Origin of the sequence: Blautia liquoris (assembly GCF_015159595.1) — a bacterium.
GTDB classification, from domain to species: domain Bacteria; phylum Bacillota; class Clostridia; order Lachnospirales; family Lachnospiraceae; genus Novisyntrophococcus; species Novisyntrophococcus liquoris.
This window is the reverse complement of the sequence record NZ_CP063304.1, coordinates 701,505-726,135: the sequence shown is the minus strand read 5'-3', so window position 1 is coordinate 726,135 and position 24,631 is coordinate 701,505. Positions and strand designations below refer to the sequence as shown.

26 protein-coding genes, 7 tRNA genes and 1 riboswitch are annotated in these 24,631 nt (G+C 44.2%); of the genes, 5 read left to right on the top strand and 28 right to left on the bottom strand.

The features are described from left to right. Window positions 1-11 precede the first annotated feature (11 nt). The 16 genes from prmC to INP51_RS03295 all read right to left on the bottom strand — a co-directional run bounded on the left by prmC (window position 12) and on the right by INP51_RS03295 (window position 7,467). Window positions 12-866 (bottom strand): peptide chain release factor N(5)-glutamine methyltransferase, encoded by an 855-nt coding sequence (gene prmC / locus INP51_RS03370; protein ID WP_193736329.1) that lies wholly within the window; start codon window positions 864-866, stop codon window positions 12-14. After that, the gene (locus INP51_RS03365; RefSeq protein ID WP_193736328.1) at window positions 859-1,833 is read right to left on the bottom strand and encodes a DUF1385 domain-containing protein; all 975 of its coding nucleotides are present in this window, start codon (window positions 1,831-1,833) and stop codon (window positions 859-861) included. Before INP51_RS03365 ends, prmC begins: the two co-directional genes overlap by 8 nt. Before the next feature lie 128 nt (window positions 1,834-1,961). Further along, window positions 1,962-2,162 carry a 50S ribosomal protein L31 gene (gene rpmE, locus INP51_RS03360; protein ID WP_193736327.1) on the bottom strand — a complete coding sequence of 67 codons (201 nt, stop codon included), beginning with the start codon at window positions 2,160-2,162 and terminating at the stop codon, window positions 1,962-1,964. A 110-nt stretch (window positions 2,163-2,272) separates the two neighbouring features. Next, window positions 2,273-3,868 (bottom strand): transcription termination factor Rho, encoded by a 1,596-nt coding sequence (rho, locus tag INP51_RS03355; protein ID WP_193736326.1) that lies wholly within the window; start codon window positions 3,866-3,868, stop codon window positions 2,273-2,275. 208 nt (window positions 3,869-4,076) lie between these two features. Then, window positions 4,077-4,156, bottom strand: a tRNA-Leu gene (locus INP51_RS03350). A gap of 76 nt (window positions 4,157-4,232) precedes the next feature. Next, window positions 4,233-4,305, bottom strand: a tRNA-Lys gene (locus INP51_RS03345). Window positions 4,306-4,314: 9 nt separating this feature from the next. Further along, a tRNA-Gln gene (locus tag INP51_RS03340) sits at window positions 4,315-4,386 on the bottom strand. 20 nt (window positions 4,387-4,406) lie between these two features. Then, window positions 4,407-4,481: transfer RNA gene (locus tag INP51_RS03335), tRNA-His, on the bottom strand. A 52-nt stretch (window positions 4,482-4,533) separates the two neighbouring features. Beyond that, window positions 4,534-4,607 (bottom strand) — tRNA-Arg (locus INP51_RS03330). Between the two features lie 3 nt (window positions 4,608-4,610). Beyond that, a tRNA-Gly gene (locus INP51_RS03325) sits at window positions 4,611-4,681 on the bottom strand. A 13-nt stretch (window positions 4,682-4,694) separates the two neighbouring features. Then, window positions 4,695-4,769: transfer RNA gene (locus INP51_RS03320), tRNA-Pro, on the bottom strand. Window positions 4,770-4,861: 92 nt separating this feature from the next. Beyond that, complete coding sequence (locus INP51_RS03315) at window positions 4,862-5,344, bottom strand: metallophosphoesterase family protein (RefSeq protein ID WP_193736325.1); 483 nt, start codon at window positions 5,342-5,344, stop codon at window positions 4,862-4,864. 31 nt (window positions 5,345-5,375) lie between these two features. After that, a complete protein-coding gene (locus INP51_RS03310) occupies window positions 5,376-5,978 on the bottom strand; it encodes an XTP/dITP diphosphatase (RefSeq protein ID WP_193736324.1) in 603 nt (200 codons plus the stop codon). Then, window positions 5,979-6,521 carry a phosphodiesterase gene (yfcE, locus tag INP51_RS03305; protein ID WP_193736323.1) on the bottom strand — a complete coding sequence of 181 codons (543 nt, stop codon included), beginning with the start codon at window positions 6,519-6,521 and terminating at the stop codon, window positions 5,979-5,981. Between the two features lie 174 nt (window positions 6,522-6,695). Continuing rightward, the gene (locus INP51_RS03300) at window positions 6,696-7,004 is read right to left on the bottom strand and encodes a rhodanese-like domain-containing protein (protein ID WP_193736322.1); all 309 of its coding nucleotides are present in this window, start codon (window positions 7,002-7,004) and stop codon (window positions 6,696-6,698) included. Between the two features lie 124 nt (window positions 7,005-7,128). Beyond that, entirely contained in the window at window positions 7,129-7,467 is a 339-nt protein-coding gene (locus tag INP51_RS03295) for a hypothetical protein (RefSeq protein ID WP_193736321.1), read from the bottom strand. A gap of 169 nt (window positions 7,468-7,636) precedes the next feature. Here INP51_RS03295 and INP51_RS03290 point away from each other — a divergent pair, with 169 nt between their 5' ends. Beyond that, entirely contained in the window at window positions 7,637-8,161 is a 525-nt protein-coding gene (locus INP51_RS03290) for an ECF transporter S component (RefSeq protein WP_230406866.1), read from the top strand. A 296-nt stretch (window positions 8,162-8,457) separates the two neighbouring features. Here the strand turns inward: INP51_RS03290 and INP51_RS03285 are convergent, their stop codons facing one another. The 10 genes from INP51_RS03285 to hemA all read right to left on the bottom strand — a co-directional run bounded on the left by INP51_RS03285 (window position 8,458) and on the right by hemA (window position 18,728). Continuing rightward, window positions 8,458-9,480 carry a M15 family metallopeptidase gene (locus INP51_RS03285; RefSeq protein WP_193736320.1) on the bottom strand — a complete coding sequence of 341 codons (1,023 nt, stop codon included), beginning with the start codon at window positions 9,478-9,480 and terminating at the stop codon, window positions 8,458-8,460. A 139-nt stretch (window positions 9,481-9,619) separates the two neighbouring features. Further along, a complete protein-coding gene (locus tag INP51_RS03280; protein ID WP_193736319.1) occupies window positions 9,620-10,225 on the bottom strand; it encodes a 50S ribosomal protein L25 in 606 nt (201 codons plus the stop codon). A gap of 188 nt (window positions 10,226-10,413) precedes the next feature. Continuing rightward, entirely contained in the window at window positions 10,414-11,379 is a 966-nt protein-coding gene (locus INP51_RS03275) for a Gfo/Idh/MocA family protein (protein ID WP_193736318.1), read from the bottom strand. Between the two features lie 33 nt (window positions 11,380-11,412). Then, window positions 11,413-12,297, bottom strand: a complete 885-nt coding sequence (locus INP51_RS03270) for a 4Fe-4S binding protein (RefSeq protein WP_193736317.1) — start codon at window positions 12,295-12,297, stop codon at window positions 11,413-11,415. Between the two features lie 57 nt (window positions 12,298-12,354). After that, window positions 12,355-13,647, bottom strand: a complete 1,293-nt coding sequence (gene hemL / locus INP51_RS03265; protein WP_193736316.1) for a glutamate-1-semialdehyde 2,1-aminomutase — start codon at window positions 13,645-13,647, stop codon at window positions 12,355-12,357. 10 nt (window positions 13,648-13,657) lie between these two features. Beyond that, entirely contained in the window at window positions 13,658-14,641 is a 984-nt protein-coding gene (gene hemB, locus INP51_RS03260; RefSeq protein ID WP_193736315.1) for a porphobilinogen synthase, read from the bottom strand. Between the two features lie 7 nt (window positions 14,642-14,648). After that, complete coding sequence (gene cobA, locus INP51_RS03255; RefSeq protein ID WP_193736314.1) at window positions 14,649-16,169, bottom strand: uroporphyrinogen-III C-methyltransferase; 1,521 nt, start codon at window positions 16,167-16,169, stop codon at window positions 14,649-14,651. A 1-nt stretch (window position 16,170) separates the two neighbouring features. After that, entirely contained in the window at window positions 16,171-17,049 is an 879-nt protein-coding gene (gene hemC / locus INP51_RS03250; protein ID WP_193736313.1) for a hydroxymethylbilane synthase, read from the bottom strand. Next, complete coding sequence (locus tag INP51_RS03245) at window positions 16,952-17,509, bottom strand: precorrin-2 dehydrogenase/sirohydrochlorin ferrochelatase family protein (RefSeq protein ID WP_193736312.1); 558 nt, start codon at window positions 17,507-17,509, stop codon at window positions 16,952-16,954. Before INP51_RS03245 ends, hemC begins: the two co-directional genes overlap by 98 nt. Beyond that, the gene (hemA, locus tag INP51_RS03240) at window positions 17,502-18,728 is read right to left on the bottom strand and encodes a glutamyl-tRNA reductase (RefSeq protein ID WP_193736311.1); all 1,227 of its coding nucleotides are present in this window, start codon (window positions 18,726-18,728) and stop codon (window positions 17,502-17,504) included. Before hemA ends, INP51_RS03245 begins: the two co-directional genes overlap by 8 nt. 179 nt (window positions 18,729-18,907) lie before the next feature. Then, window positions 18,908-19,113, top strand: a riboswitch (cobalamin riboswitch). 156 nt (window positions 19,114-19,269) lie between these two features. Here hemA and INP51_RS03235 point away from each other — a divergent pair. From INP51_RS03235 to INP51_RS16590, 4 genes are read left to right on the top strand one after another with little or no spacing between them, the layout of a single operon-like run. After that, the gene (locus INP51_RS03235) at window positions 19,270-20,016 is read left to right on the top strand and encodes an energy-coupling factor ABC transporter permease (RefSeq protein ID WP_193736310.1); all 747 of its coding nucleotides are present in this window, start codon (window positions 19,270-19,272) and stop codon (window positions 20,014-20,016) included. A 4-nt stretch (window positions 20,017-20,020) separates the two neighbouring features. Next, complete coding sequence (locus tag INP51_RS03230) at window positions 20,021-20,344, top strand: energy-coupling factor ABC transporter substrate-binding protein (RefSeq protein ID WP_193736309.1); 324 nt, start codon at window positions 20,021-20,023, stop codon at window positions 20,342-20,344. Between the two features lie 22 nt (window positions 20,345-20,366). After that, entirely contained in the window at window positions 20,367-21,134 is a 768-nt protein-coding gene (cbiQ, locus tag INP51_RS03225; RefSeq protein WP_193736308.1) for a cobalt ECF transporter T component CbiQ, read from the top strand. Then, entirely contained in the window at window positions 21,131-22,837 is a 1,707-nt protein-coding gene (locus tag INP51_RS16590; protein WP_193736307.1) for a sirohydrochlorin cobaltochelatase, read from the top strand. The genes cbiQ and INP51_RS16590 overlap by 4 nt, the downstream gene beginning before the upstream one ends. A 31-nt stretch (window positions 22,838-22,868) precedes the next feature. Here INP51_RS16590 and INP51_RS03215 read toward each other — a convergent pair whose 3' ends face one another. Beyond that, the gene (locus INP51_RS03215; protein WP_193736306.1) at window positions 22,869-23,837 is read right to left on the bottom strand and encodes a M14 family zinc carboxypeptidase; all 969 of its coding nucleotides are present in this window, start codon (window positions 23,835-23,837) and stop codon (window positions 22,869-22,871) included. A gap of 146 nt (window positions 23,838-23,983) precedes the next feature. Further along, window positions 23,984-24,631, bottom strand: a complete 648-nt coding sequence (locus INP51_RS03210; RefSeq protein ID WP_193736305.1) for a precorrin-8X methylmutase — start codon at window positions 24,629-24,631, stop codon at window positions 23,984-23,986.

The following is a 24,631-nucleotide window of genomic DNA, read 5'->3' as shown; positions in this document are numbered from 1 at the left end:
CTTTACTTATTTTATGACCACCTTGCTGACATCACGCGCGGAAGTCCGGCAAGATCTCTGATTATCTTTATATCTCTATATCCATTCTGAAATAATATATCCTTTACCAAATCTGGCTGATCGTATCCGATCTCCATGACAAGGCGCCCTCCGCTTTTCAGATATCCACGTGCCTCATCTGCAATCTTTCTATAGAAATACAGGCCATCCTCATGTCCATCCAATGCCAGAATTGGTTCGTGTTCACTGACTTCCCTCATGAGACCTTTGATATCCTTTGTCGGAATATAAGGCGGATTGGCCGTGATCATGTCGTAGGTTCCATTGATCTTGTCAAAGAGATCACTGAGGATGAACGCACAATTATTCACTTTTTGTCTATTGGCATTCTCCATTGCCACTGTAAGTGCCTCTTCTGACACGTCACTTCCTGTTCCAATCACAGACGCATGCCGAATCAGTGTAAGGATTACACAGCCACTTCCAGTACAAAGATCAAGGACACTGTTGTGGGGTTTCAGGTATTTTAACGATTCTTCCACCAGAGTTTCCGTATCCTGTCTGGGAATTAAAACCGCCTCATTTACAAGAAACGGCTGATCATAGAACCAGGCTTCTCTCGTCAGGTACTGCAGCGGAACGTGTCTGGATCTTCTGTCAATCAGTTTTTGATATTCTATTGCATCGGATTTATCCATAGGGCGGTCCATATGCAGATAGTAATAGCTCTTATTAATATTGCATACATACTCCATCAAAAGCCAGGCATCCACTTTATAATCAGGGATCCCAGCCATCCTCAGAGTAATTTCACCATATTCTTTCCAGGACTTCAGCGAAGTCAGTACTTCTATCTTTTCACTCATACGCTTCGGAAAATGATTTTTTCCCCTCACCGTCTTCTATGTCATAATCAAAATTCTCTGCCAGATAAGTCTTCCAGTTGAAGACTGCTTCCACCGCCTCGATCGCAACCTGAATCTCTTCTTCGTCCGGCTCACGAGTTGTCATGTGCTGAATCATCAGCCCTGGTTTGCTTAATGCATTAACAAACTTATTGTCACTGCGGCCTGCCATTCGGATAATTTCATAAGATATGCCTGCAATTACTGGAAGTAAAAGCAGTCTCACCACGATACGAAGTACGGGAGAATTCACACGAACAAACATCAATAATATGGCACTTACAATCATCACATAGAACAGGAAACTAGTTCCGCAGCGTTTATGTTCTCTTGAACTGTCCCTGACGTTTTCAATTGTGAGTGCATGGCCGTGCTCAATACAGTTAATACACTTATGTTCCGCACCGTGATACTCAAACGTCCTCTGTATATCTTTCATATGCGAAACTATAAACAGGTACAAAAGAAAGATTGCAACTCGCACCACTGATTCCACAAGAGATAGAATGACATGAGACGATATCAAATGCCGCAGCAGATTCGTGAGGAAGTACGGAAGCATCATAAATATGGCCACCGAGAGCACAATGGAAAACCCCACAGTGCCATACATAAGCCATTTTTCCTGCCTTTTCTGTTCTTCCTCCGTTTTTTTTGCTTTCTCCTTATCATCCTCTTCTTCATCCTCGAAAAAGCTTGCCGAATACATCAAGCACTTTGTTCCAATAATTAGAGAATCGAAAAAGCTTATTGCCCCACGGATAATCGGAAGGCTTAATATTTTTTTATTCTGAATCAGGCTCTGGTATGGTTTTACCCTGACCTCAATTTCATGATCTGGTTTTCGAACCGCAATGGAATAAGAATCCCCGTGACGCATCATTATTCCTTCCATAACAGCCTGACCGCCGATATTAGATGATTTCATAATCTGTTTCCTTTACTATCCGGATTGATGTCCTGTCTGTCCACCCTGACAGCTCTCGGATGAACTTTTTATAAGAAAAGGGGCTGAGATTTTCCAACCTCAACCCAAGTCTCAATATGCAATATCTATTATTTGATACCATATTTCTTATTGAATTTTTCAATACGTCCGCGTGCCGCTGCATTTTTCTGCTGTCCTGTAAAGAACGGATGACATTTGGAACAGATCTCAACATGAATGTCTTCTTTTGTAGATCCTGTTGTAAATGTATTACCACAGTTGCAGGTAACGGTTGCCTGATGGTAAGCCGGATGGATTCCTTGTTTCATTTCTTTCACCTCTTCTACGATATGTTATCTACTTGCGGCAACTGCCACATTACTTCTAATTTAAATAGCTAATAAATTATAGCATGTTTTATTTTTTTATGCAAGTGGTTTTAGATAATCCTTTTCCTGCGAATTCTAGCCACAACTTCCTCATTTGTCCGGGTACGGGCAAAGATATTCATAAGGTTTTCCGCAGCCTCATCAGACTTCATTCCGTTTAATGCTTTTCGTATGATGTTCACCGCATCCTGCTCTGCACTGGAAAGAAGAAGATCTTCTCTTCTGGTTCCCGATTTAACAACATCAATAGCAGGAAATACTCTCTTTTCCTGAAGTTTTCGATCTAAAACCAGTTCCATATTTCCAGTTCCCTTAAACTCTTCGTATACCACATCATCCATCTTGCTTCCAGTATCCACAAGTGCGGTGGCAAGTATCGTCAGACTTCCTCCCTCACGCATATTACGGGCTGCCCCGAAAAATCGTTTTGGCATATGAAGTGCGGCCGGATCCAGACCTCCTGATAATGTCCTTCCGCTCGGTGGTACAGTCTGATTGTAAGCACGGGCCAGTCTGGTGATACTGTCTATGAAAATGACCACATCCTTTTTGCTTTCCACGAGACGTTTCGCACGCTCAATCGCCATCTCTGATACTCTTCTATGATGATCCGGCAGTTCATCAAAGGTAGATGCAATCACGTCCACGTTCGGACCTGAGATCGCCTCTTTAATATCTGTCACTTCCTCCGGTCTTTCATCGATCAGTACAATCATCAGGTTCATTTCAGGATTATTTTTTAAGATGGATTTTGCAGCATCTTTGAGAAGCGTGGTCTTTCCTGCTTTTGGAGGGGATACAATCATTCCGCGCTGTCCTTTTCCGATAGGACTCACCAGATCTACAATACGCATAGCCATAGTCCCGTCCGGGCGTTCCAGATATATTCTCTTATTTGGAAAAATAGGTGTCATATCTTCGAAATTCATTCTTCGGATACTCATAGCCGGCGGAAGATCATTAATCGATTTGACATAAAGCAGAGCTGAAAACTTTTCGTTTAACGACTTAATTCGGGTATTCCCTCTTAGAATATCCCCGGTCCGGAGATGAAATCTGCGAATCTGTGATGGTGCGACATAGACGTCATTTTCACCAGGAAGGAAATTATCAGAACGGATGAATCCATATCCGTCAGACATTACTTCCAAAATCCCCCCTACTTCTTCGCCGCTGTCCAGTCTTTCAAAATCTTTTTTTGAGTGTTCTTCGCCATCATTTACCGGTCTTTGATGAGGATTTTGTGTTGTACGGTCATTTTGTGAATCATGAGAATTTTGTTGTGTATTTTGATTCGGTGATGGATGTAGATTATGTGAGTTCGGTGTCGCATGTGATACCCGAGGTGCATGCGGACTGTGGCTCTGTGTTTTGGGAGAATCCTGAGATGTATTCAAACTTTCTTTTCTTGCTGATGGTTTTGCTTCCTGTGTATTAGGTACCGTCTGTGTCTCCTGCGGGCTTTGTAAAGTCTCTGTTGTCGGTTGTGCGCCGGAATCTGCTTTTTTCTCTTCTTTTTCGTCTTCTTCAAGCATACGTTGTATCAACTCCTGTTTTTTCAAGGTCGATATTCTTTTCATGCCTCTGGCTTTTGCCAATTCTTTTAGTTTTCCAAGCTGCAAAGACTCATATTGCGCTTTTGTCATATTTAAACTCCTTTATTCGATTAATTAATGATGTTGGTTTCATATCTTTGGGGATAGTATTCAAAGAGATTTTCATGAAAGGATTCCTTTTACTGCATGATGTCTTAATGTCTTCAGTGATGATACTTATGAATTACTGCGCTCATTGCGATATCTTATCTTTAGTATAACAAAAAATTCGAAAGACCTCAATACATTTGTTATAAAATGCGGTCAGAGGGACTTGAACCCTCACGTCGTAACACAAGAACCTAAATCTTGCGCGTCTGCCAATTCCGCCATGACCGCTGACCTAAGAACAAATCGATATTAAAAAATACTTCTCCTGTAATAACGAAAGCAAGCCTTCACAGACTTGCTTTTATGAAGCATCGGGGATTCGAACCCCGGACAACTTGATTAAAAGTCAAGTGCTCTACCACCTGAGCTAATGCTCCCTGTATCAGCTGGGCTAGCTGGATTCGAACCAGCGTATGCAGCAGTCAAAGTGCTGTGCCTTACCGCTTGGCGATAGCCCAACGTTCGCCATCTACGGCAGGGTGGGTAATGGGATTTGAACCCATGGTCTCCAGAGCCACAATCTGGCGCGCTTGACCAGCTGCGCTATACCCACCATATAACTATTAGAAAATGAAAACGACTGTTTTCACTGGCAGAAAGCCAAACGTGCTTGAAGGGATTCGAACCCCCGACCCACGGCTTAGAAGGCCGTTGCTCTATCCAACTGAGCTACAAACACGTAAGCGGGTGATGAGAATCGAACTCACGTATCCAGCTTGGAAGGCTGGTGTTCTACCATTGAACTACACCCGCATGTAATCGGTAATCGGGGTGACAGGATTTGAACCTGCGGCCTCCTGGTCCCAAACCAGGCGCTCTAGCCAAGCTGAGCCACACCCCGAAAACTACCAAAAGCGCTTGACGCAAGATATAGTATATTACAGCATCTGAGGAATGTCAACACTTTTTTTAGATTTCTGAAAACTTCCGCCATTAATCGAGATAGCGGATCTGGTAATGTGCCTCATGGTTTTTGTCAATCTCCATTACAATATAACTGGGCTTTCGTCCCAGCTGTCTGGGATAGCTTAATGAACCGGGATTCATAAGTACCAGATGATCCGCATCCTCGATCAGCGGTCTGTGCGTGTGTCCGAACATTGCGAACTGCATATTGCGGCTTTTTGCTTCATCTCTCAGCTGCTTCGTTCCCAGAGAAACTCCAAATTGGTTCCCATGTGTCAGATATACCCGGTAGTCATCCAGAGAAAACTCCAGTTCTCTTCTCAGGTCTGTCCCCCAGTCACTATTGCCGGCAACCATGTAGCAGGGGCCATCTGTAAGTGTGCGAAAATAATTCTCCTGGCCTTCAATATCCCCGCAGTGAATCAGGCAGTCGACTGGTCCTTGTCTGTCAAGTACTCTCAATAAATTTTCCGCCTGGCCATGTGTATCACTTACAATTAAAATCTTCATCCTACACCTCACCAATCTTTTGTTTACCTTGTCAACAGATTTCTTGTAATTTTCTTCTCATTTCCTGCAATGCTCTTCCTCGATGGCTGATAGCATTCTTTTCATCCGGCGAAAGCTGAGCCGTACTTCTGCTCATATCCGGGAGATAGAAGATAGGATCGTATCCAAATCCACGCTCTCCACGTTCCTCATAACCGATTTTGCCTTCGATCACCCCTCTTGTGGTAATCTCTGATCCATCAGGCAAGACAGCTGCAATGGCACATATAAACCTTGCAGTTCTCTTTTTATTGGGTACCCCTTTCATTCTTTCGAGCAAATTTTGATTCTTGATGTGGTAAGAAGTATCTTTTCCCATATATCTTGCTGAGTAAATGCCTGGTTCCTTATTTAGAACGTCAATCTCCAATCCCGAATCGTCTGCAAGTACATAGGTATCACTGTCATGAACGGCCGAGGCAGCTGCTCTCGCCTTAATCAGTGCATTCTCTTCAAACGTGGAGCCATTCTCTTCAACATCCATCTCAATTCCAGCTTCCCTCATGGAAATCACAGGAATACTAAGTGTTTCCAAAATTTCTCGGATTTCAACCATTTTATTTGAATTTCCCGTTGCAAATATAATCTGTTTCATCTAAATCTCCAGTTGTCTGATCGTGTTCTCGTCAAAATCCCTGATTGAAAATGTACCATGATCCAACACCGCATAGCTTGGTACATTCCCTTCTTTTGGCAGGGATACACTTCCCGGATTCAAATAAACCTGTCCATCTTTATCTTCGGCCCGAAGTATATGCGTATGCCCATAGAGAAATACATCACCTTTTTGCAGTGGCGGCATATGTTCTTCATTATAGATATGCCCGTGGCTGAGATAGAAGGTTTTGCCCTCATCAATTAAGACACCATAATCCGCCATAATTGGAAATTCCAGTACCATCTGGTCTACCTCGGCATCACAGTTTCCCCGGATCGCCAATATATCATGTTTATTCTCATTAAGCATGGCAATCACCTGCTTTGGAGCATAATCTTTCGGCAGATCATTGCGCGGACCATGATATAAAAGATCCCCAAGAAGTACCAGCCGGTCTGCCTTTTCTTTCTTGTAAGCATCCAGCATCTTCCTGCAGTAATATGCGGATCCATGAATATCCGAAGCTATCATATATTTCATAGATGAATCAATCCTTTCGTGTCTTATAAAGTCAATGAATACATAGAAATAGTATACAGTAAAATTCAAAACTCGACAAGGTCTTTTAAAGGGTTTAAATATGGCAGCAAAAAGAACAGTAATCAAAGAATCCTGGCTTCGATTGAGTTTACTGCCCTTTTGCTGTCCTGCATCTTATTCTCCCTTGACCAGATGTCTCCCCCTGTATGCATGGATCCCCCCCGTGACAGACTGCACACGATATCCACATCTGGCGAGTTCCCTTCCCTTAATAAGGCTGGCTGCCCCACGATCACAATAAAGCACAATTAGTCTATCTCGCGGCAAACATAAGCATTCAAACTCATCGTAAGGAATATTACAGGCTCCTTCAATATGCATCTGCATATATTCTTCCTGGCAACGTAAATCTATTATCAATACATCCGGGTGATCGATGTACCGATCCACTTCGTCAGCAGAAATCATCCCCAGACATCTCATATCATCAAACCTCTTTTTATTATACTATGATACACTGAGTTCAAAAGTCATAAAAGCGAACCCTTCGCCTGCAATAAGCAAAGAGTCCGCCTTTGTCATTCACCATTTAAGAATTTGCTGTTATTTAGTATCTGTCATCGAATGCATCTGATTCATATGCATTCTTGTTTGTGCCGTTGTAAGAATTTTTAGAAGTTGTATTCTTGTTTGAAGCATTTTTGGATGTTGCATTTTTTGAAGTCGCATTCTTAGAAGTATAGTTCTTGGATGTTGTGTTCTTTGAAGTATAGTTCTTTGATGTTGCGTTGCTTCCACAGTTGTTCGCATTGGATTCATTGCTTGTATTATACGCATTCGAATTGGATTCGTTGCTTGTGTTGTAAGCATTGGATTCATTGCTTGTGTTATACGCATTATTAGCGTTATTTTTGCTGTAGTTATTGCTACTATAATTCTTACTCATAGTTTTGTTTCCTCCTTTTATGATGTTACGCTCTTAGTATGCTTAAAGATCAAAAAATAATTCATGAAAAATTTGTCACGTGCTGGTTAAATCAATTCTTCTGCGTTATACTGTGTATATGCAAAAAATTGATTTTTGCGGTAATACTGTACCAAGGAGGTTTCGTGTTTTGGACAAAAAATTTAAAAATTTAATTTATGCTGCACTCTTTGCAGCGTTGACCTGTATCGCCACAATGGTTATCAGGATACCAACGCCCGGAACGGGCGGTTATATCCATCCTGGAGATTCCATCGTAATTTTATCCGGAATCTTCTTAGGCCCCATGTATGGCTCTTTATCTGCCGGAATTGGTTCTGCTATGGCCGATATTATCGGAGGATATTTTTTCTATTCACCTGCCACTTTTTTAATAAAGGGCATCACAGCACTGCTATGCGGATATGTCTATGAATACCTCGCCAAGTCCCGTAAATCCTGTTATCTCGCAGTTTTTTTGTGCGGACTTATTGATATGGCAGTTATCAGCGGAGGGTATTATCTTTTTGAAATGTTTTTTTATGGAGTCAAAGGAGCGCTGGCCAGCATACCGGCAAATCTCATTCAGGGAATATCCGGACTGATTCTGTCCATATCATTATACCCAATTCTGATCTCCATACCCGGATTCAGCCGAAAAGCATTTCGAAAATAGTACTTTTACCGAAAATCGGAGCAAATGTTTAGAGATTATTCACATAATTAATTTGTTGCAATTTTCCAAATTATGTATTATAATTACCAATGTAAAAAGAATTTACCCTTCAAAAAATTTTTTTTACAATTAATAACCCCTTATTAATTATTTATACTCCCCTCGAAGAGCCTGGCAGCTCCCCTGCCAGGCTCTTCCTTTGCTTATCTATAGGAGTTTCGGAAGTTTTCGGAAACTTTGCTATACTAAGGGGTTTTAGAATTTGTTACTAACGTGTTACTAGCGGAACACATTTATTAAGACTGCTGATTGCACCAATGCTGAAAAGCAGTAATGCATTGACTCGGATTGGACAATACGCCATCTTGACGCTTGCCCATTTTTCCTTGCAAAGCCTTTATAAATACCGGTCCGATGTATCCGTCCTGTGGTATACCTAACCATGCCTGCATTGCACGTACAAGCTGTGATCCGCCCTTTTTTGCATTACTCCACTGTGCGGATAAAATCCCGGGACATATGGATTTATAGAAGTTTAATTGGTTACTGATAACGCCGTCCTGTGGCAAACCAAAGATCTGCTGTGCTCGTCTGGTCGTATCTGCACCCCACTTGCCGTCCTCTTTAAGGATAAGTTTGTCGTATTTTACGTAATTGCTGTGCATCCATCCGATCGTGTTCTGCGCCTTAATTTTTACCCATTTTCCAGACGTTTCTCCATTGACCTCAAATCGCTGACCCTTGTTTAACTGTAAGATCACATTGCCATTCGGAATCATACGCACTCTGACCCCATCTCCGCCACAGGTCGCAGTTCCTGTCGCTTTCCAGGGGGGTTCCACGACTGGCTGAGCCGGTTTAATCGGAGTAATTGATGCTTTCCTCCAGGTTTTCTTGAAACTCTCAAAGGTTCCATACGTACTTTTCAGGATACCCGTATTGGATCCCCAGTCCGGGAGGTACAAATGCGGTTTATCCACGATGCTGTGCCAGTCTCCGCCCCAAGCCAGGCCAATTGTCCTACCCAATTGCGAAACACGGGTAAAAAATGCATTGTCATCGTACTCATGACCGCGCACATTTTTGAAAAAATCAAACGCGATCCCCCATTGATGTTGTGAGCTGTAACTCGATCCCGGTGCGTTGGTAATGATTGCACCCGCTTTAGTTCTGCCTTGAGCATATAATTCATTTTGCTCCGCAGCTGTCCGAAAGCATTCGCCGATGCCAAGCAATAGGTTTTCCTTTGCACACAGTATCTGTAGCTGCGCAACCTTTTCTTGCAGGCGTGGATGTAATTCAGTTAAATTTCTTCCCATAACTACTGACTTCCTCCTATTAATCTAAAATATGTATAGATGACTTATTTGCCCTCTATTCCTTTACCACCATCTTTCTCCAATAAGTCAAAAATAGAGCCAGGCAAAAACGCCTGACTCTATTTTAAGAAGATTCTAATTATGCTTCCGGAGCAGCTTCTGTATCTACTGCTGCGTCTTCATCCGTTTCGGGAGTTGGCTCTTCTTTTACTGCAGAAACAGTTGCAACAACTGCATCAAGATCTGTAAGAATTTCAATATCCTTATTGGATGCAATTTCAAGGTCTTTCACCAAAATGTTGTCGCCGAGCTTCAGACGACCGGCATCAACCTCCACCTTTTCAACCAATGCATCTGGAACTGCACGGTAAGCGATTTCCGTAGTCGGTCTCTCAAGAACACCTGTATTGATCATATCCTGATTGAGCAGTATGATCTCTGCAACGGAATTAACTTTTTCACCTGCAACCAATGCCTGAAAATCAATTTCATAGATCTGATGTCTTAAGGCATTATAATCAACATCTTTAATCAGAGTATTATATATCTGTCCATCAACATCCAGTTTTACCTGACTTCCTTTACCACCGGACTTGATCAGTTTCTCTGCATCCAGCTGCGGAATCTGTACCGGTATGGATCCATCGATTTCCTTGCCAATGATATTTCCTGTTACAAATCCTTCACGTCTAAGTCTTTTAGCTTTGACTTCCATGTTTCTTTTTTCAGTTTTTAAAGTATTCACTTTATCTTTTCCTCCAAAATAACTGAGTGGTTCGCGGCTTATTATATGATACAAGCCCGATATGTCGTTTGTGTCTTTGTAAGTATATCACCAATAGTTAAATAAAACAACTCACAATGTTTAAGCTGTTAATTAAGACTTTGCCGCTGACCATTCCTATCTTGTGGCAACGCTTTTTTCTCGAAAACCTATTCATATATTTTATCAAAGAGAAGCGACGTCCTCATAGTCATCTCATGTGGTACGGTGCTGCTCTCAATCTCCCCTCTTTCGATACAGCTCATCACTTCTTGTATCTCATATACGAATCCATTGATTGTCTTGTCATCTTTCCATGTTACTGGCTCTTCACCTTCCACATAAAGACAACATTCCTTCCCGTGATGTGCATGGGGAATCACAATTTTACCTCTGCTGCCATAGACGACAGCTTGTTCCTGATCGCCGAGATTTGCTTCGAAGGTCGCAGTCAGCACGCCCATACAATCTGGAAACTCCAGCTGGACAATATCTGTCTTGTCCACTCCGTCATTCGTATACACTGCCTGAACGGATGTCCCCTGTACCGGCTGTCCAATCAGCCAGGTCAAAATATCATAGGCATAGACCAGAATATCATAGCATGCACCGCCTCCAAGGTCTGGATTGTAAAAGCGGTTCTTTGGGTTTTTCTCCGCCTGAAATCCGATATCGAATCTTCCAAGGGTGATATCTCCGATTTTCCCTTCTTCAATCCATTGTCTTGCCTGACGGATATTTGGCAGAAAAAGACTCCACATCGCCTCCATCGCGAAGATACCTTGCTCTTTGGAATGGCGAAACACGTCCTCGGCCTCACATGCACTTCGAAACATCGCTTTTTCACAGAGGATCGGTGTGTCATGAGCCATGCAGAGCATTGCAAGGTCATAGTGAGCATTCGTGGTAACTGAAATATAGACTGCATCCGGCTTTTCATCAATCAACATCTGTTCGTAACTGTCATAAGCCGCTGCAATACCATACTTATGTGCTACCTTGCGGGCTTTCTTCAGATCTCTGCTGGCGATCGCTGTGATTTCACATTCATCGATCAGACTTACTGCATCACAAAATTTATGGGATATGTGGCCAGCTCCCATGACGGCAAAGCGAAATTTTGCTTTTTCTTCCATAAAATATCCTTTCTGCATGATTATTGCCAAGATCTAGGAAATGATCTGTTTTTGAACAGTGTCAAATCCGAGTCTTTCAATCGTCTGTGAAAAACGCTCTCCCGTTTTACCTTGTTCCTTGTAGAGAAGAATCGTCTTTTCAATCGCATCTAATGCCTCTTCTTTGTCAAAGAACACTTTGTCCAGTTCACGCCCGATTGAGATCTGCTTACCCCATCGGCCTCCTATGTAGATCTTATATCCCTGATTTCCAGTCTTAATTGCGTCAAAACGACAGTTACCTACGCAGCGTCCACAGTGAATGCAGATATTCTCGTCAATTTGCATCTTGCCGTTCACTACTTTCGGTGCATTGACCGGACATACGTCTTCGACTTTACATTTTTTGCAGCCCTTGCACAGATCCTCTTCATAAACCGGTACCATCTGTCCGATAATGCCGACATCATTCAGATTAGGTTTTACACAGTTGTTCGGGCACCCGCCAACCGCAATCTTAAATTTATGGGGAAGTCTGACATCTCCGTAACCTTCAAAAAACCTGTGATGAATTTCCTCTGACAGTGCGAATGTATCAATCAGTCCGTAGTGGCAGACGGTTCCTTTGCAGCTGGTAACCGGCCTGATCTTTGAACCGGTGCCTCCGATCTTCAGACCGTAGTTCGCTATATCTTTTTGAAACTCATCTAGCTTATCATAAGGAATTCCCTGTACTTCGATCGAGAGCCTTGTTGTAAATGTCACCATACCATTTCCGTATTTTTCTGCCGCCTCACTGATTCCTCTCATCTGTTCTGCTGTAATTTTTCCATTTATCGTTATAATCCTTGCCGAAAAATTGTCTGTTCCTTTATTGTTTAATAATCCAAGTCCTTTCAGACGTTTTTCTTCTTTAGCACTAATAGTTAAAGCGGCCATCTCTCTTCTCCATTCTTATGTTTGTTTAAGTCGAAAGTTATGCTCTATGCAAAGCACTTAAACAATCTTTGTATCGTTCAGGTATCTCTCGAATATATTTAATGTCTCATCAATAATCGCATCGGTATGCATGCAGGACAGGAACATCGCCTCAAACTGTGAGGGAGCAAGATGAATCCCCTGTTCCAGCATGAAGGCAAAGTATCTTGCAAATTCTTTTGTATCTGCTGTTTTCGCCAAATCGTAGTCAATGACTTCTTCTTGTGTGAAGAATAAACTTCCCAGAGATCCAATATAGTTTACGTGTGCTTCAAGATCATACTGATGGCAAAGTTCTTCCATTCCACCGTAAAGTTTCACACCGAGGCGATCTAGCTCCTTATATTTATCCTTGTGATTATAAAGGATCTGCAGCTGTGTCATTCCTGCAGCCATCGCTATTGGATTGCCGCTCAAAGTTCCTGCCTGATAAACGTCTCCTGCCGGAGATACGAAACTCATGACATCCCGCCTTCCACCATATGCCCCTACCGGCATTCCTCCGCCGATGATTTTCCCATAGGTGACAAGATCTGGGCGTACTCCAAAATACTCTGCAGCCCCGCCAAAGGAGAGACGAAACCCCGTGATCACCTCATCGAAGATCAAAAGGGAACCTGTCTCATCACAAAGTTTCCGAAGTCCTTCCAAAAATCCAGGTTTTGGCAGAACCACACCCATATTCGCGGCTACCGGCTCCACAATTATGGCTGCTACCCGATCTTTATTCGCATCCAACAGCTCTTTGACGCTCTCCAAATCATTATAGCACGCTGTCAGTGTGTCTTTTGTCGCCCCTTTTGTCACGCCCAGACTGTCGGGAACGCCTGAAGTCATGACTCCGGACCCCGCACTGACCAGCATTGCATCGCTGTGACCGTGATAGCAGCCGGCAAATTTAATAATTTTGTCTCTTCCGGTAAATCCTCTTGCAACACGAACAGCGCTCATCACTGCCTCCGTGCCGGAATTTACCATACGAATCATCTCGACATGCGGTATTTTCGTACAGATAAACTTTGCAATACACACTTCAATCTCAGTGGCAGTGCCGAGACTCAAACCATATTCACAAGCCTCCACGACACTTTTTAACACTTCCGGATCGTTGTGTCCCAGGATCATGGGACCCCAGGAGCAAATATAATCGATATATTTATTTCCATCCACATCAAAGATATAAGGCCCTGTAGCTCCTTGCATGAATCTGGGCGTCATGCCGACAGCCTGGTAGGCCCGAACCGGCGAGTTTACCCCTCCGGGAATATATCTTACCGCCTCGTCAAACAAACGTTCTGAATGTGTCTTCATGTCAAACCTCCTATCCGATGATACCATCATCCATGCATTTTGCCAGTTCCCTCGCATAGTAGGTGAGATAGATCTGTGCCCCCGCCCGATAAGTGGATACTGCCATCTCACACATAATTCTCTCCTCATCGATCCAGCCATTTTTAGCTGCAGCCTTCACCATCGCATATTCCCCACTGACGCTGTATGCAGCTACAGGAACATTGACCTGTTCTTTCACTTTGTTGATCATATCCATGTAGGAAAGGGCGGGCTTTACCATGATAATATCGGCACCTTCACCTACATCCAAGAGTGCCTCTTTAATTCCCTCACGGCTGTTGTGGAAGTCCATCTGATAACTTTTTCGGTCTCCGAACGACGGAGCTGAATCGGCCGCATCGCGGAACGGTCCGTAAAACGCTGACGCATATTTCACCGCATAAGACATAATCGGCGTGTCTTTATGACCATTTTTATCCAGCTTATGACGGATCGCCAGAACACGCCCATCCATCATATCAGACGGTGCCACCATATCTGCTCCCGCCTCGACGTGAGACAGCGCAATCTCACTTAAATATTTCAGTGTCTCATCATTGTCGACATCATTTCCATGTAAGATCCCACAGTGACCGTGTGAGGTATATTCACACATACATACATCCGTGATAAAGTACATATCCGGAAAAAGACGTCTTCCTTCACGAAGTGCTCTCTGTACAATTCCATTCCGGGCATATGCCTGGCTCCCGACTTCGTCTTTTTCATCTGGAATTCCAAACAGCATCACACTTGATACTCCAGCCTGCTGCAAAAGTTCCAGCTGAGCGGACATTCGGTCGACACTATAGCGGTACTGGCCAGGCATAGAGGAAATCTCCTCCTTGATATTCATTCCGTCCATGACAAACATCGGATAGATCAGTGAAGACTTGTCCATCCTTGTCTCTCTTACCATCTTTCGGATCGTATTTCCTCCACGCAGACGGCGTGGTCTTAAGTTCTGATCCATAATCCTGTTAACTTCCTTTCTGATTGTTCTTTTTTAATTCTATCACCAAATCGACAAGGCTGTCCATAGTAGCCTTGTCAGACATAAAGGTTTTCATACCACAGGCGTCTGCGGCCGCTTTCGTCTGTTTTCCGATACAGGCAGCGGTCACAAGAGTATAATCTAACCCTTGCGTCGCTTCCACAAATCCTTTTACCGTGGAGGCACTGGTGAAGACCGCACAGTCAATCTTCCCCGTCTCGAAGAGTCTTCGTTCATCCAGATAGCCTGATCTTTTGTATGTTGTGGTATAAATCGAAACATCATCCACGACAAGATCTTTTCTCTTCCCAATCTCATCGAGAATCTCATGACCTCCGGCCTCTGCTCTCGGAAGAAGAATCTTATCATATGGTCCACAGACTTTCGCAAGTTCTTCTCCAAGAGAGGCACCGTCAGAACCCTCCGGAACCAAATCGGCAAAAAATCCGCACTGTGCAAGCGCCTTCTTAGTGGCTCTTCCAACGGCTGCAAACCGACATTGCATCAGATTCCTGATATCACAGTGCTCTTTTGCCATTGCTTCAAAGAAAATACGCACCCCAGTGGTACTTGTAAAAGCAATCCACTGATAACTTTTCACATTTTGAATACATTGCAAAAGTCTTTGATTGTCTGGGATCACTTCGGTCCGGATCGCCGGAAGTTCGAGAACTTCTGCTCCCTGACGTCTCAGCTTTTCCGCTGACCTTGAATTTTTTCCTCCCGGGCGGGTGATTACCACTTTGCACCCTGACAGCGGAAGTTTCTCATACCATTCAAACTTTTTTGAAAGTTCGCACACTTTTCCGACCACGATCAGGGCCGGTGTCTCAATTTTCTCTCGTCTGACTGCATCCGAAAGTGTGGAAACTGTGGCCACAACTCTTTTTTGTCCGGCTGTGGTCCCCTGCTGCAGGACAGATGCAGGCATACCGGGATCTATCTTCGCATCCAGAAGTCCCCTGCAGATGTCATCGAGTGCGCCAAGACCCATCAGGAACACCAGCGTCCCCTTTGTTCTTACCAGAGCATCAAAATCAATATCGTATTCTTCACCAGCCTTTTTGTGACCTGTAATGAAATGCACCGAAGAACAGTAATCTCTGTGTGTCACTGGTATCCCGTTATAGGCAGGCACCGCGATCGGAGAAGGCACTCCGGGGATAATCTCAAAGGGGATGCCATGTTCAATCAGAAGTTCAAGCTCCTCACCGCCTCTTCCAAAGAGAAAAGGATCTCCTCCCTTCAGCCTTACAACCAGATTACCCTTCTGTGCTTCCAAAAGGAGAATCTGATTGATTTCCTCCTGCTGTTTCGTGTGATGGCCGGCATTTTTCCCCACGTCGATCATCCTAGCACTCTCTGGAATCATCGTAAGTATCCCGTCACCGACTAGCCGGTCGTATACGACAACATCCGCACCTTTCAACACACTTTCTGCCTTTTTAGTGAGAAGTCCCGCATCTCCGGGACCTGCACCTACCAGCCATACTTTTCCCTCGCTCATATCACACCTCTTCTCTCAATCTCTTCGCTAGACGGATCCCAAGTTCACAGGCCATATCTGCCGGTCCGCTGATCTCGCCTTTCCTTACATCTTTCATCTCCTCATCGCAGTACAGACCTGTCAGATAGATCTGACTATCTCTGACCCTTGCAAATGCAGCAATTGGGGAAGAACAACCCCCATCTAATTCCCGTACAAAGCTTCGCTCACTTTGTGCCGCGAAGGTACCTGCTTCATCGGCAAACCCCTTCAGATAGTCGTAACATTCACCAGCCCTTCCCTGTACCGCAAGAATTCCCTGCCCCGCTGCCGGAAGAATCTCCTCCGGTTCATAGTATCGGCTAATCCTATTGTCGAGCCCCAGTCTTTTAAGACCCGCCGCCGCCAGTACCAGACCGCCATATTCTCCGGCATCCAACTTGTTCAGTCTCGTCTGAACATTTCCCCGGACACTCTCGAATCTCGCTTCGGGATAGAGCACTGCAAGCTGTACAATGCGTCGTCTGCTTGAGGTTCCAATCGGCTTCGACAAATCCAGCTCTGACGCCCCTATCGGAAGAACCAGGGCATCTCTTGGATCCGCTCTCTTTGAATAGGCAAGAACAGGAAGTTTATCGGATACCTCCATGGGCAGATCTTTCAGACTATGTACGGACAGATCGCTTCTCGAATCGAGAAGTGCCTTATCCAGTTCCTTTACAAAGAGACCTTTTCCGCCCACCTGGTCCAGGCGGCGATCCAATATCTTGTCTCCGGTTGTCTTCATCTTCAGAAGTCTCACTTCAACTTCCGGATTGTGATCCTCTATGTACTTTTTTACCATCTCGCTTTGTATCAGTGCCAGTGTACTCTTTCTGGTGCCGATTGTAATCTGCTTCATTATATCCCGTGATCCTCTCTATCTTCCTTCTTACTTCTTTTACTTTTTTATGATCTGTTCCGCCGGCATTGATGCCGATAACCAACTCGTCTTTCTTAATTACAGACGGAAAGAAAAAATCGCACTCCGTCTGATCACTGCAGTTATTGGAAAGGATATTTCTTTTCTTTGCAGTGGCACAGATCTGACTGTTAAGCCTTTTGTCATCCGTACAAGCCAGAACCATAAAGACCCCGTCCATAAGTTCTTCACCGAATGTGCTTTCGACAACTTTAACCTTCCCTTTCGCAGCAAGTTCCTGTATTTCCGGCAGAAATTTTCGAGCCGTCACCTCTACTTGCTCCGTGAACAAAAGTAATGTCCTGATCCTGCGTACAGCAATCTTACCGGCTCCAATCACCAGAATTCTCTTATCCGTAAGATCGATAAACATAGGGAAGAATGCTTTGTTCTCACTCATATAATTTCTCCAGTCCGTCCAGACATTCCCGGAAACAATCATTTTCAAGATGATCACGAAGTCCGAACATCATCTTACCCACAACTTTTCCTGCAGAGACATCAATCTGCTCCAGCAGAAGCTGTTGTTCTATCTCCTCAAGGGATGATTTATGCATTTTTTTGCTGATCCGAAGGTTCAGGTCTTTGACTGCCTCTTCCTGCAGTTTCTGTATTCTTGGAATCAGATCTCTGCAGTTATACCAGTTAAAGAAATCTTCCATCTCCTCATCCAGAATCTTCTCTGCCCGAATGATTGCCTCACGGTTTGCATCCTGTGCAGTAATCTTGAAATCATCGATGTCATATAATGTAATATTCTCAATCTCTCCCACTTCTGGCTCAACGTCCCGCGGAACCGCAAGATCAATGACATAAATCGGATGATCCATCTTCCCATTCTGATCAAATAGTTCCCTTCGTATTGTGTAATTCGGGCTCGCTGTAGCGCTCACCACCAGATCGCATCGGGGCAAAAGTTCCATCCTCTCGCCGTAATTAATTCTATTGCAGCCGGCAGGAATCTGTACCACTCCGCTTCTGTACTGACGCACAGTAACCGTGACGGCGGCACCTTCCTCTCTTAATGTCGAGGCCGAAATTCTGCCCATCTCGCCATTTCCGATAACCATGCAGCGCTTGTTCTTAAAATGGTATCCCTGAGATTTCAACATATCCACCGCACGACTTACTGCTGTTGCATTTCCATGGGTAAAAGTCACTCTGCTTTTCACCTTTTTGGCAGCAGTCACTGCTTTCCTGAAAAGCACCTCGAGTACATTATCTGTGCAGTAATTTTCTCTCGCAATAGATAGAGCGTCTTTCACCTGTGACACAATCTGATCTTCTGCAAGGATCATGGAATCCAAGCCACAGGCCAGACGAAAGAGGTGTCTTATTGCGTTATCCCCACTGCGCTGTTCAAAATAGCAGTCATACTCTTTTCTTGATACTCCCTTTAATTCACACAATTCATCTGCCAGAGAGATGCACTCGTCTTGTGCTGTATTAACCCACAACTCCATGCGGTTGCAGGTAGATATAATCACGCATCCGGATACTACGGACTTTTCTGTCAGATATTTCATGGCCTCACCGGCATTTTTTTTCGTAAATGAAAAAGCAGCTCGTATATCCACATCGGCGCGATGATAATCAATGCCGACCATTTGTACACTCATCTTCAATTCCTCCATCGTATTTACAGCACTTATCATAACACACTTTGTTTAAATTCTAAACTCTCTTTTCTCTCTTTTGCGAAATTTACTTATGCATTTTCATGCAAACATGGAGCTCACAACTTTGAGCTCTTGTATATTTCACATTGACTTTTACTCATATAAGCTTTATAATTTTGTTACAATTGAATGCAAAAGGAGCCTGTGTTTTTCATTTTCATAGGATAATAGGGAAGTAGGGGTATGATTCCCCCGCGGTCACGCCGCTGTGATAGTCCTTTGCGCTCATGCGCAAAGTATCCTGTCAATAGATCCACTGGGTAACCGGGAAGGAGACAGATGATATGACTTAAGCCAGAAGACCTGCCTTTTGTATGAGATTTACGCGGTGTCACGAGTGATGGCATCTCGTAAGGCGGCTTTTTTGTATACCCGGCCGTCTGTACGCCCTTCATAATATAAAAACGGAAGCATGATGAGGCGTTTTTTTCATGCACAAAAAGATAATAGGGGGGTATACGTAAAAATGAAAGGAGTAATTATGAACAAGAAACAAAAGAAACTTGTGGCGCTTGCTGCCGCACTGGCGATCAGCTTTGGTATCATACCGGCTGCGAATGCGATGCACATTATGGAAGGATACCTTCCCCCGGTCTATTGTATTGTATGGGGGGTTATCTGTATTCCTTTCTTTGTTGCAGGATTTTTTTCCATCAAAAATACGCTGAATACCAATCGGCGTGCCCTTACAATTCTGGCAATGGCCGGAGCTTTCATCTTCGTGATATCATCACTGAAGATTCCGTCTGTAACCGGAAGCTGCTCTCACATGACCGGAACGGGCCTCGGAGCGATTCTTTTCGGACCTGCCGCTGTCAGCATACTGGGAATCATCGTACTTGTGTTCCAGGCAATTCTTCTGGCACACGGAGGCCTTACAACACTCGGTGCCAACACGTTCTCCATGGCAATCGCAGGACCGTTCCTCTCTTATGGAATCTATAAGCTTTGCATGAAACTCAAAGTCAATAAGCTGGTCTCCATCTTCCTTGCAGCCACTTTAGGGGATCTCTTTACATACTGTATTACAGCTTTCCAGCTGGCACTGGCTCATCCGTCAGAGGCCGGAGGCGTCCCGGCATCCGCTGTGAAATTTTTGGCTGTTTTCGCACCTACCCAGGTCCCGCTTGCGATCCTCGAAGGAATCATCACCGTCCTGATCATCATCGGCCTGGAAACATATGCGAAAAAAGAACTGAAATCCATCGGTTTTATGAAGGAGGCTTAATCTGATGAAAGAGAAAAAAAATACCAAACTTGTAGTGATTCTGCTGATTGTGGCCATACTGATCGCATTCGTTCCACTGTTTGCTTTAAAAGGCGCCGAGTTCGGCGGATCTGATGATGCCGGAAGCGAAGTAGTGGCAGAAGTTGACAGCAGCTATGAGCCATGGGCTGAGCCGATTCTTGAAAAAATTATCGGTGGTGAACTCCCAGGTGAAGTAGAAAGTCTTTTATTCTGTCTCCAGACCGGAATCGGTGTCGGCATCATCGCATACTGCATGGGCCGTCTTGTGGAGCGCAAAAAGCTGGGCAAAGAAGATCAGGATCTGTAATTACCATGGAAAGGGGCAGACTATGATTATTGATAAACTTTGTTATCAGTCAAAACTTCGATATGTCAACGCGGGGGTAAAACTTGCATACAGCATCACCACACTTATTTTATGCATCATCAGCCGTTCCGCACTAATCTCCTGCATTGTGATCGGTGTCAACACCTGGCTTTGTGTCTGCCGCGGAGGAGTTCTTATGCGCCGGTTTCTCAGGCTTATGGGAATTCCTCTGGCCTTTCTTCTCCTGTCTACCATCGCAATCCTTGTAAATATCAGCAGGACCCCACTGGATGCTTATGCCATACCCATCGGAAGTTACTTCATCACCGGAAGCCATGCAGGACTTCACCAGGGAATTTCTCTGATACTGACAGCTCTTGCCAGTGTGTCCTGCCTCTATTTTCTGTCTTTGAATACACCGATGACCGATATTCTGACCCAGCTTCGAAAGCTGAAACTCCCCGCATTGTTTATTGAATTGATGTTGCTGATCTACCGTTTCATCTTCGTGCTGACGGATGTTGCCTCTGCGATTACAACTTCACAGAATTCGCGGCTGGGAAATCGCAACTTTAAAACGTCCTGCAAATCTTTTGGATCACTCGGATCCGCACTGTTTATACGGGCCATGAAAAAATCAGACGCCCTATATGATTCCATGGAAGCACGTTGTTATGACGGGACAATTCATGTATTAACTGAAAATTATCCGGCAAAGAGTTCTGAACTCCTTTTGCTGATTCTATATGAACTGCTATTGATATTACTAATGATCTGGAGAATACGATGAGAGAAAATGATGTAATTCTAAAAGCCGATGACTTGTACTTTTCCTATGATGATGAAAAGACACACTCCCTAAATGGACTCTCGCTTGAGATTCAAAAGGGAAAAAAGATAGCATTTATGGGTGCCAATGGCTCTGGCAAGTCGACCTTCTTCCTCTGCTGCAACGGAATCCACAAACCTTCCTCCGGTACCTTGTATTACGATGGAAAACCAGTGGATTATACCAGAAAAGGACTCTTAGATCTCCGCAAAAATGTCGGTATTGTCTTTCAAGATCCCGACAATCAGCTTTTTTCCGCAAGTGTCTATCAGGAAATCTCGTTTGGCATTCTAAATATGGGCGTCAGCGAAGAAACAGCCAAAGAAGAAGTGGAAGCCATCATCGACGAGATGGAGATCACACCGTATCGGAGCAAACCGACTCATGCACTGTCCGGAGGGCAAAAAAAACAGGTGTCCATCGCAGACATCCTGGTTATGCACCCGGAAGTTATCATCCTGGACGAGCCTTCCTCCGCACTAGATCCGAAACATACAGCACTCGTCAATCATGCCGTAGAACAGATGACGAAAAAAGGGATTACCGTCATGATGGCAACCCACGATGTGAATTATGCTTTCGAGTGGGCTGATGAGATTGTTCTCTTCAAAGATGGAAAGGTCCTGATGCAGGGAACACCTGTAGAGGTTTTCTCCAATAAAAGAGCTCTCGATGAGACCAATCTGACTGCCCCTGCAGCACTCTTGCTCTTTGACAGTCTCTGTCAAAAAGGAATACTTAAGACAACACTTCCTGTTCCGCACAATCTGGATGCCTTGGAACAGTATATCTCAGAAATTCCCTTTGCCGCTGCTTCCGGAAACTCTTCTGGTTTTCATGCCATACAAAACAATGCAGCACCAAAACGGGCAATTCTAGTTGTGAGTTTTGGTACCAGCTATGACAGCACAAGAAAAGTCACAATTGATGCGATTGAAAAAGACATCGCAGATACTTACCCGGACTATCATATTTATCGGGCATGGACCAGCAAGATGATATTATCTAAGATCAAAAAAAGGGACGGCATCCACTATGATACCGTAAAAGAAGCGTTTGAACGAATGTTGGCAGACGGCATCACAGACGTCATCGTACAGCCGACTCATGTGATCAACGGAATCGAAAACGAGATTATGACGGAAGAGGCACTTTCCTTCTCGCCACAATTTTCTTCGATTCGTTTCGGAACACCTGTCCTTACAAGTTTTAAGGATAATGAGTGTTTAATTCATGCAATTGTAGATGAATTCCCAGATCTGAGCAAAGATGAAGTGCTGGTTTTGATGGGGCATGGAACCACGCACTATGCGAATTCCATCTATGCGGCACTGGACTATACGTTTAAAGACAGCGGATATCCCAACATCTTCCTGGGTACCGTGGAATCTTATCCAGGCATGGATTCTCTTCTGAACATGATCCGTGAATATCAGCCCAGACGGGTCATTCTCGCTCCCTTTATGATTGTGGCAGGCGACCATGCCAACAACGATATGGCAGGTGATAATCCTGATTCCTGGAAGAGTCGCTTCGAAGCCGAGGGCTACGCTGTAACCTGCGTCTTAAAAGGATTAGGAGAGTATAAAGAGATCCGAAACCTTCTGATCAGTCATATAAAAGAGGCAATGAGAGAAAAAGCCCCGAAAAGGGCACATCCGTAAGGATTGCTCTGTTCGAGGCCTGGATCATTGTCTATCCTTTATATTCACAGACATATCTGGCAAGCAGAGGCCATAACTTTTGGTTTGCACTCCAGATTGCATCGAATTCTTCATATGAGATCGGACATTCTCCTTCCCCATTTTCTATGGTGACAGATGGAATTCTCTTCTCAAGGACAAAATAATCACTGCATCCTGCGGCATCGAGTTCACTTAAGATCGTGGACTCTTTTTCATATCCTGTTACCTTCGAAACAAAGTCAGCCAAGCTTTGATCTGCCAGCCGTACGTCCCCTGTACTTCCGTAATCCCAGTAGATGACCGGACCGGACGAGTGGTAAGAGATTGTACACACAACAGGATTCTCGGCTTCTACCTTTAAGATCGCCTGCACTTCCGGTTCCGATGCCGGAAACGCCCCTTTGTACTGCTCACAGGAGGCATATGCAGTTCCCTGAAAGGCCTGCCATCCACTGTCAAAGTTTCGGTTCAGGTCAACTCCTCTCGCATTCGCCTTCCATCTCTTCCAATATTCGTCATATTTTGATTCCGGAATCACTGTCCCTTCGTTACCGGCTTTTATTGATTTGAAATCCTTTTTGCAGCACCTTTGAAGCCTGGATCTTAACTTTGGTTTCCGAATTGCCCCGGGGCCTCTCTGAGAGATTGTAACACCATCTGGGTTCGTCATAGGAAGGATGTGAAAACACACCTCATTCATCGGCTCTTCCTGTTCGAGAAAACTTTTCAGCTGTCTCATGGCAAGAAGGGTATTGATATACTCCCGGCCGTGTATGGAAGCCTGAATCAGAATGTGCCTTTTAGCATCTCTATTTCCAACAATGACTTCATAGATATCCCGCCCATCAAGTGAAATTCCTGCCGTATTAAGAGCCATATGTGGAAAACAAGCTTCAAACATATATAGATCTCGCCGCATCTTCTCATAAGTATACAGGCTGCTCGCATCGAATGTGATATCTTCTCTCTTATTTCTCATAGGCTTTGATTCTCACACAATCTGTATGATACCAGGAACAAAAGATCCGTGCGGAGCGATCCGTGGTATCATCGTTTTATTATAAGATCTATGTATGAATGTACCGGTTTATGTGCAGACAGGCAGATCCGTTCTGGTAAACCGATTCAGCTTCGATCATTGCTGATCTGATAGAGCAGTGCATTCACGATACACGCCGCGATGTTGCTTCCTCCTTTTCTGCCTCTTGCCACAATATAAGGAGTGTCAGCCTTCATAATCAGTTCCTTCGACTGGACAACATTTACGAATCCCACAGGAACACCGATGACAAGTTCCGGATGAATTCTGCCCTCTTCAATCAATTCATACAGGCGCACAAGTGCCGTCGGTGCATTTCCAATGGCGAAGATCAGCGAACCTTCAAGACAAGCAGCCTTCTCCATACTGACATGGGCTCTGGTCACGTCAAGTTCTTTCGCTTTCACCGCCACATCCTCATCGGACATAAAGCAGTATACTTCCCCGCCAAGTCTTTTAAGGGATCGTTTGTTGATTCCGGCTCTTGCCATTTGCGTATCGGTCACGATGTTCGCCCCATGTTTTAATGCATCCATCGCTTTTTTTACCACACCATCCGAAAAGCAGAGGTTATCTGCATAGTCAAAATCTGCACTCGTATGGATACATCTTTTTATAATCAGTTCCTGATCTTTTGGGAGTTTTCTTTCTCCCAGTTCTCTTGTGATAATCTCAAAGCTTCGCTTCTCGATATCCACAGGCCTTACATTTTCCAATTCCACCTTAACCTCCAT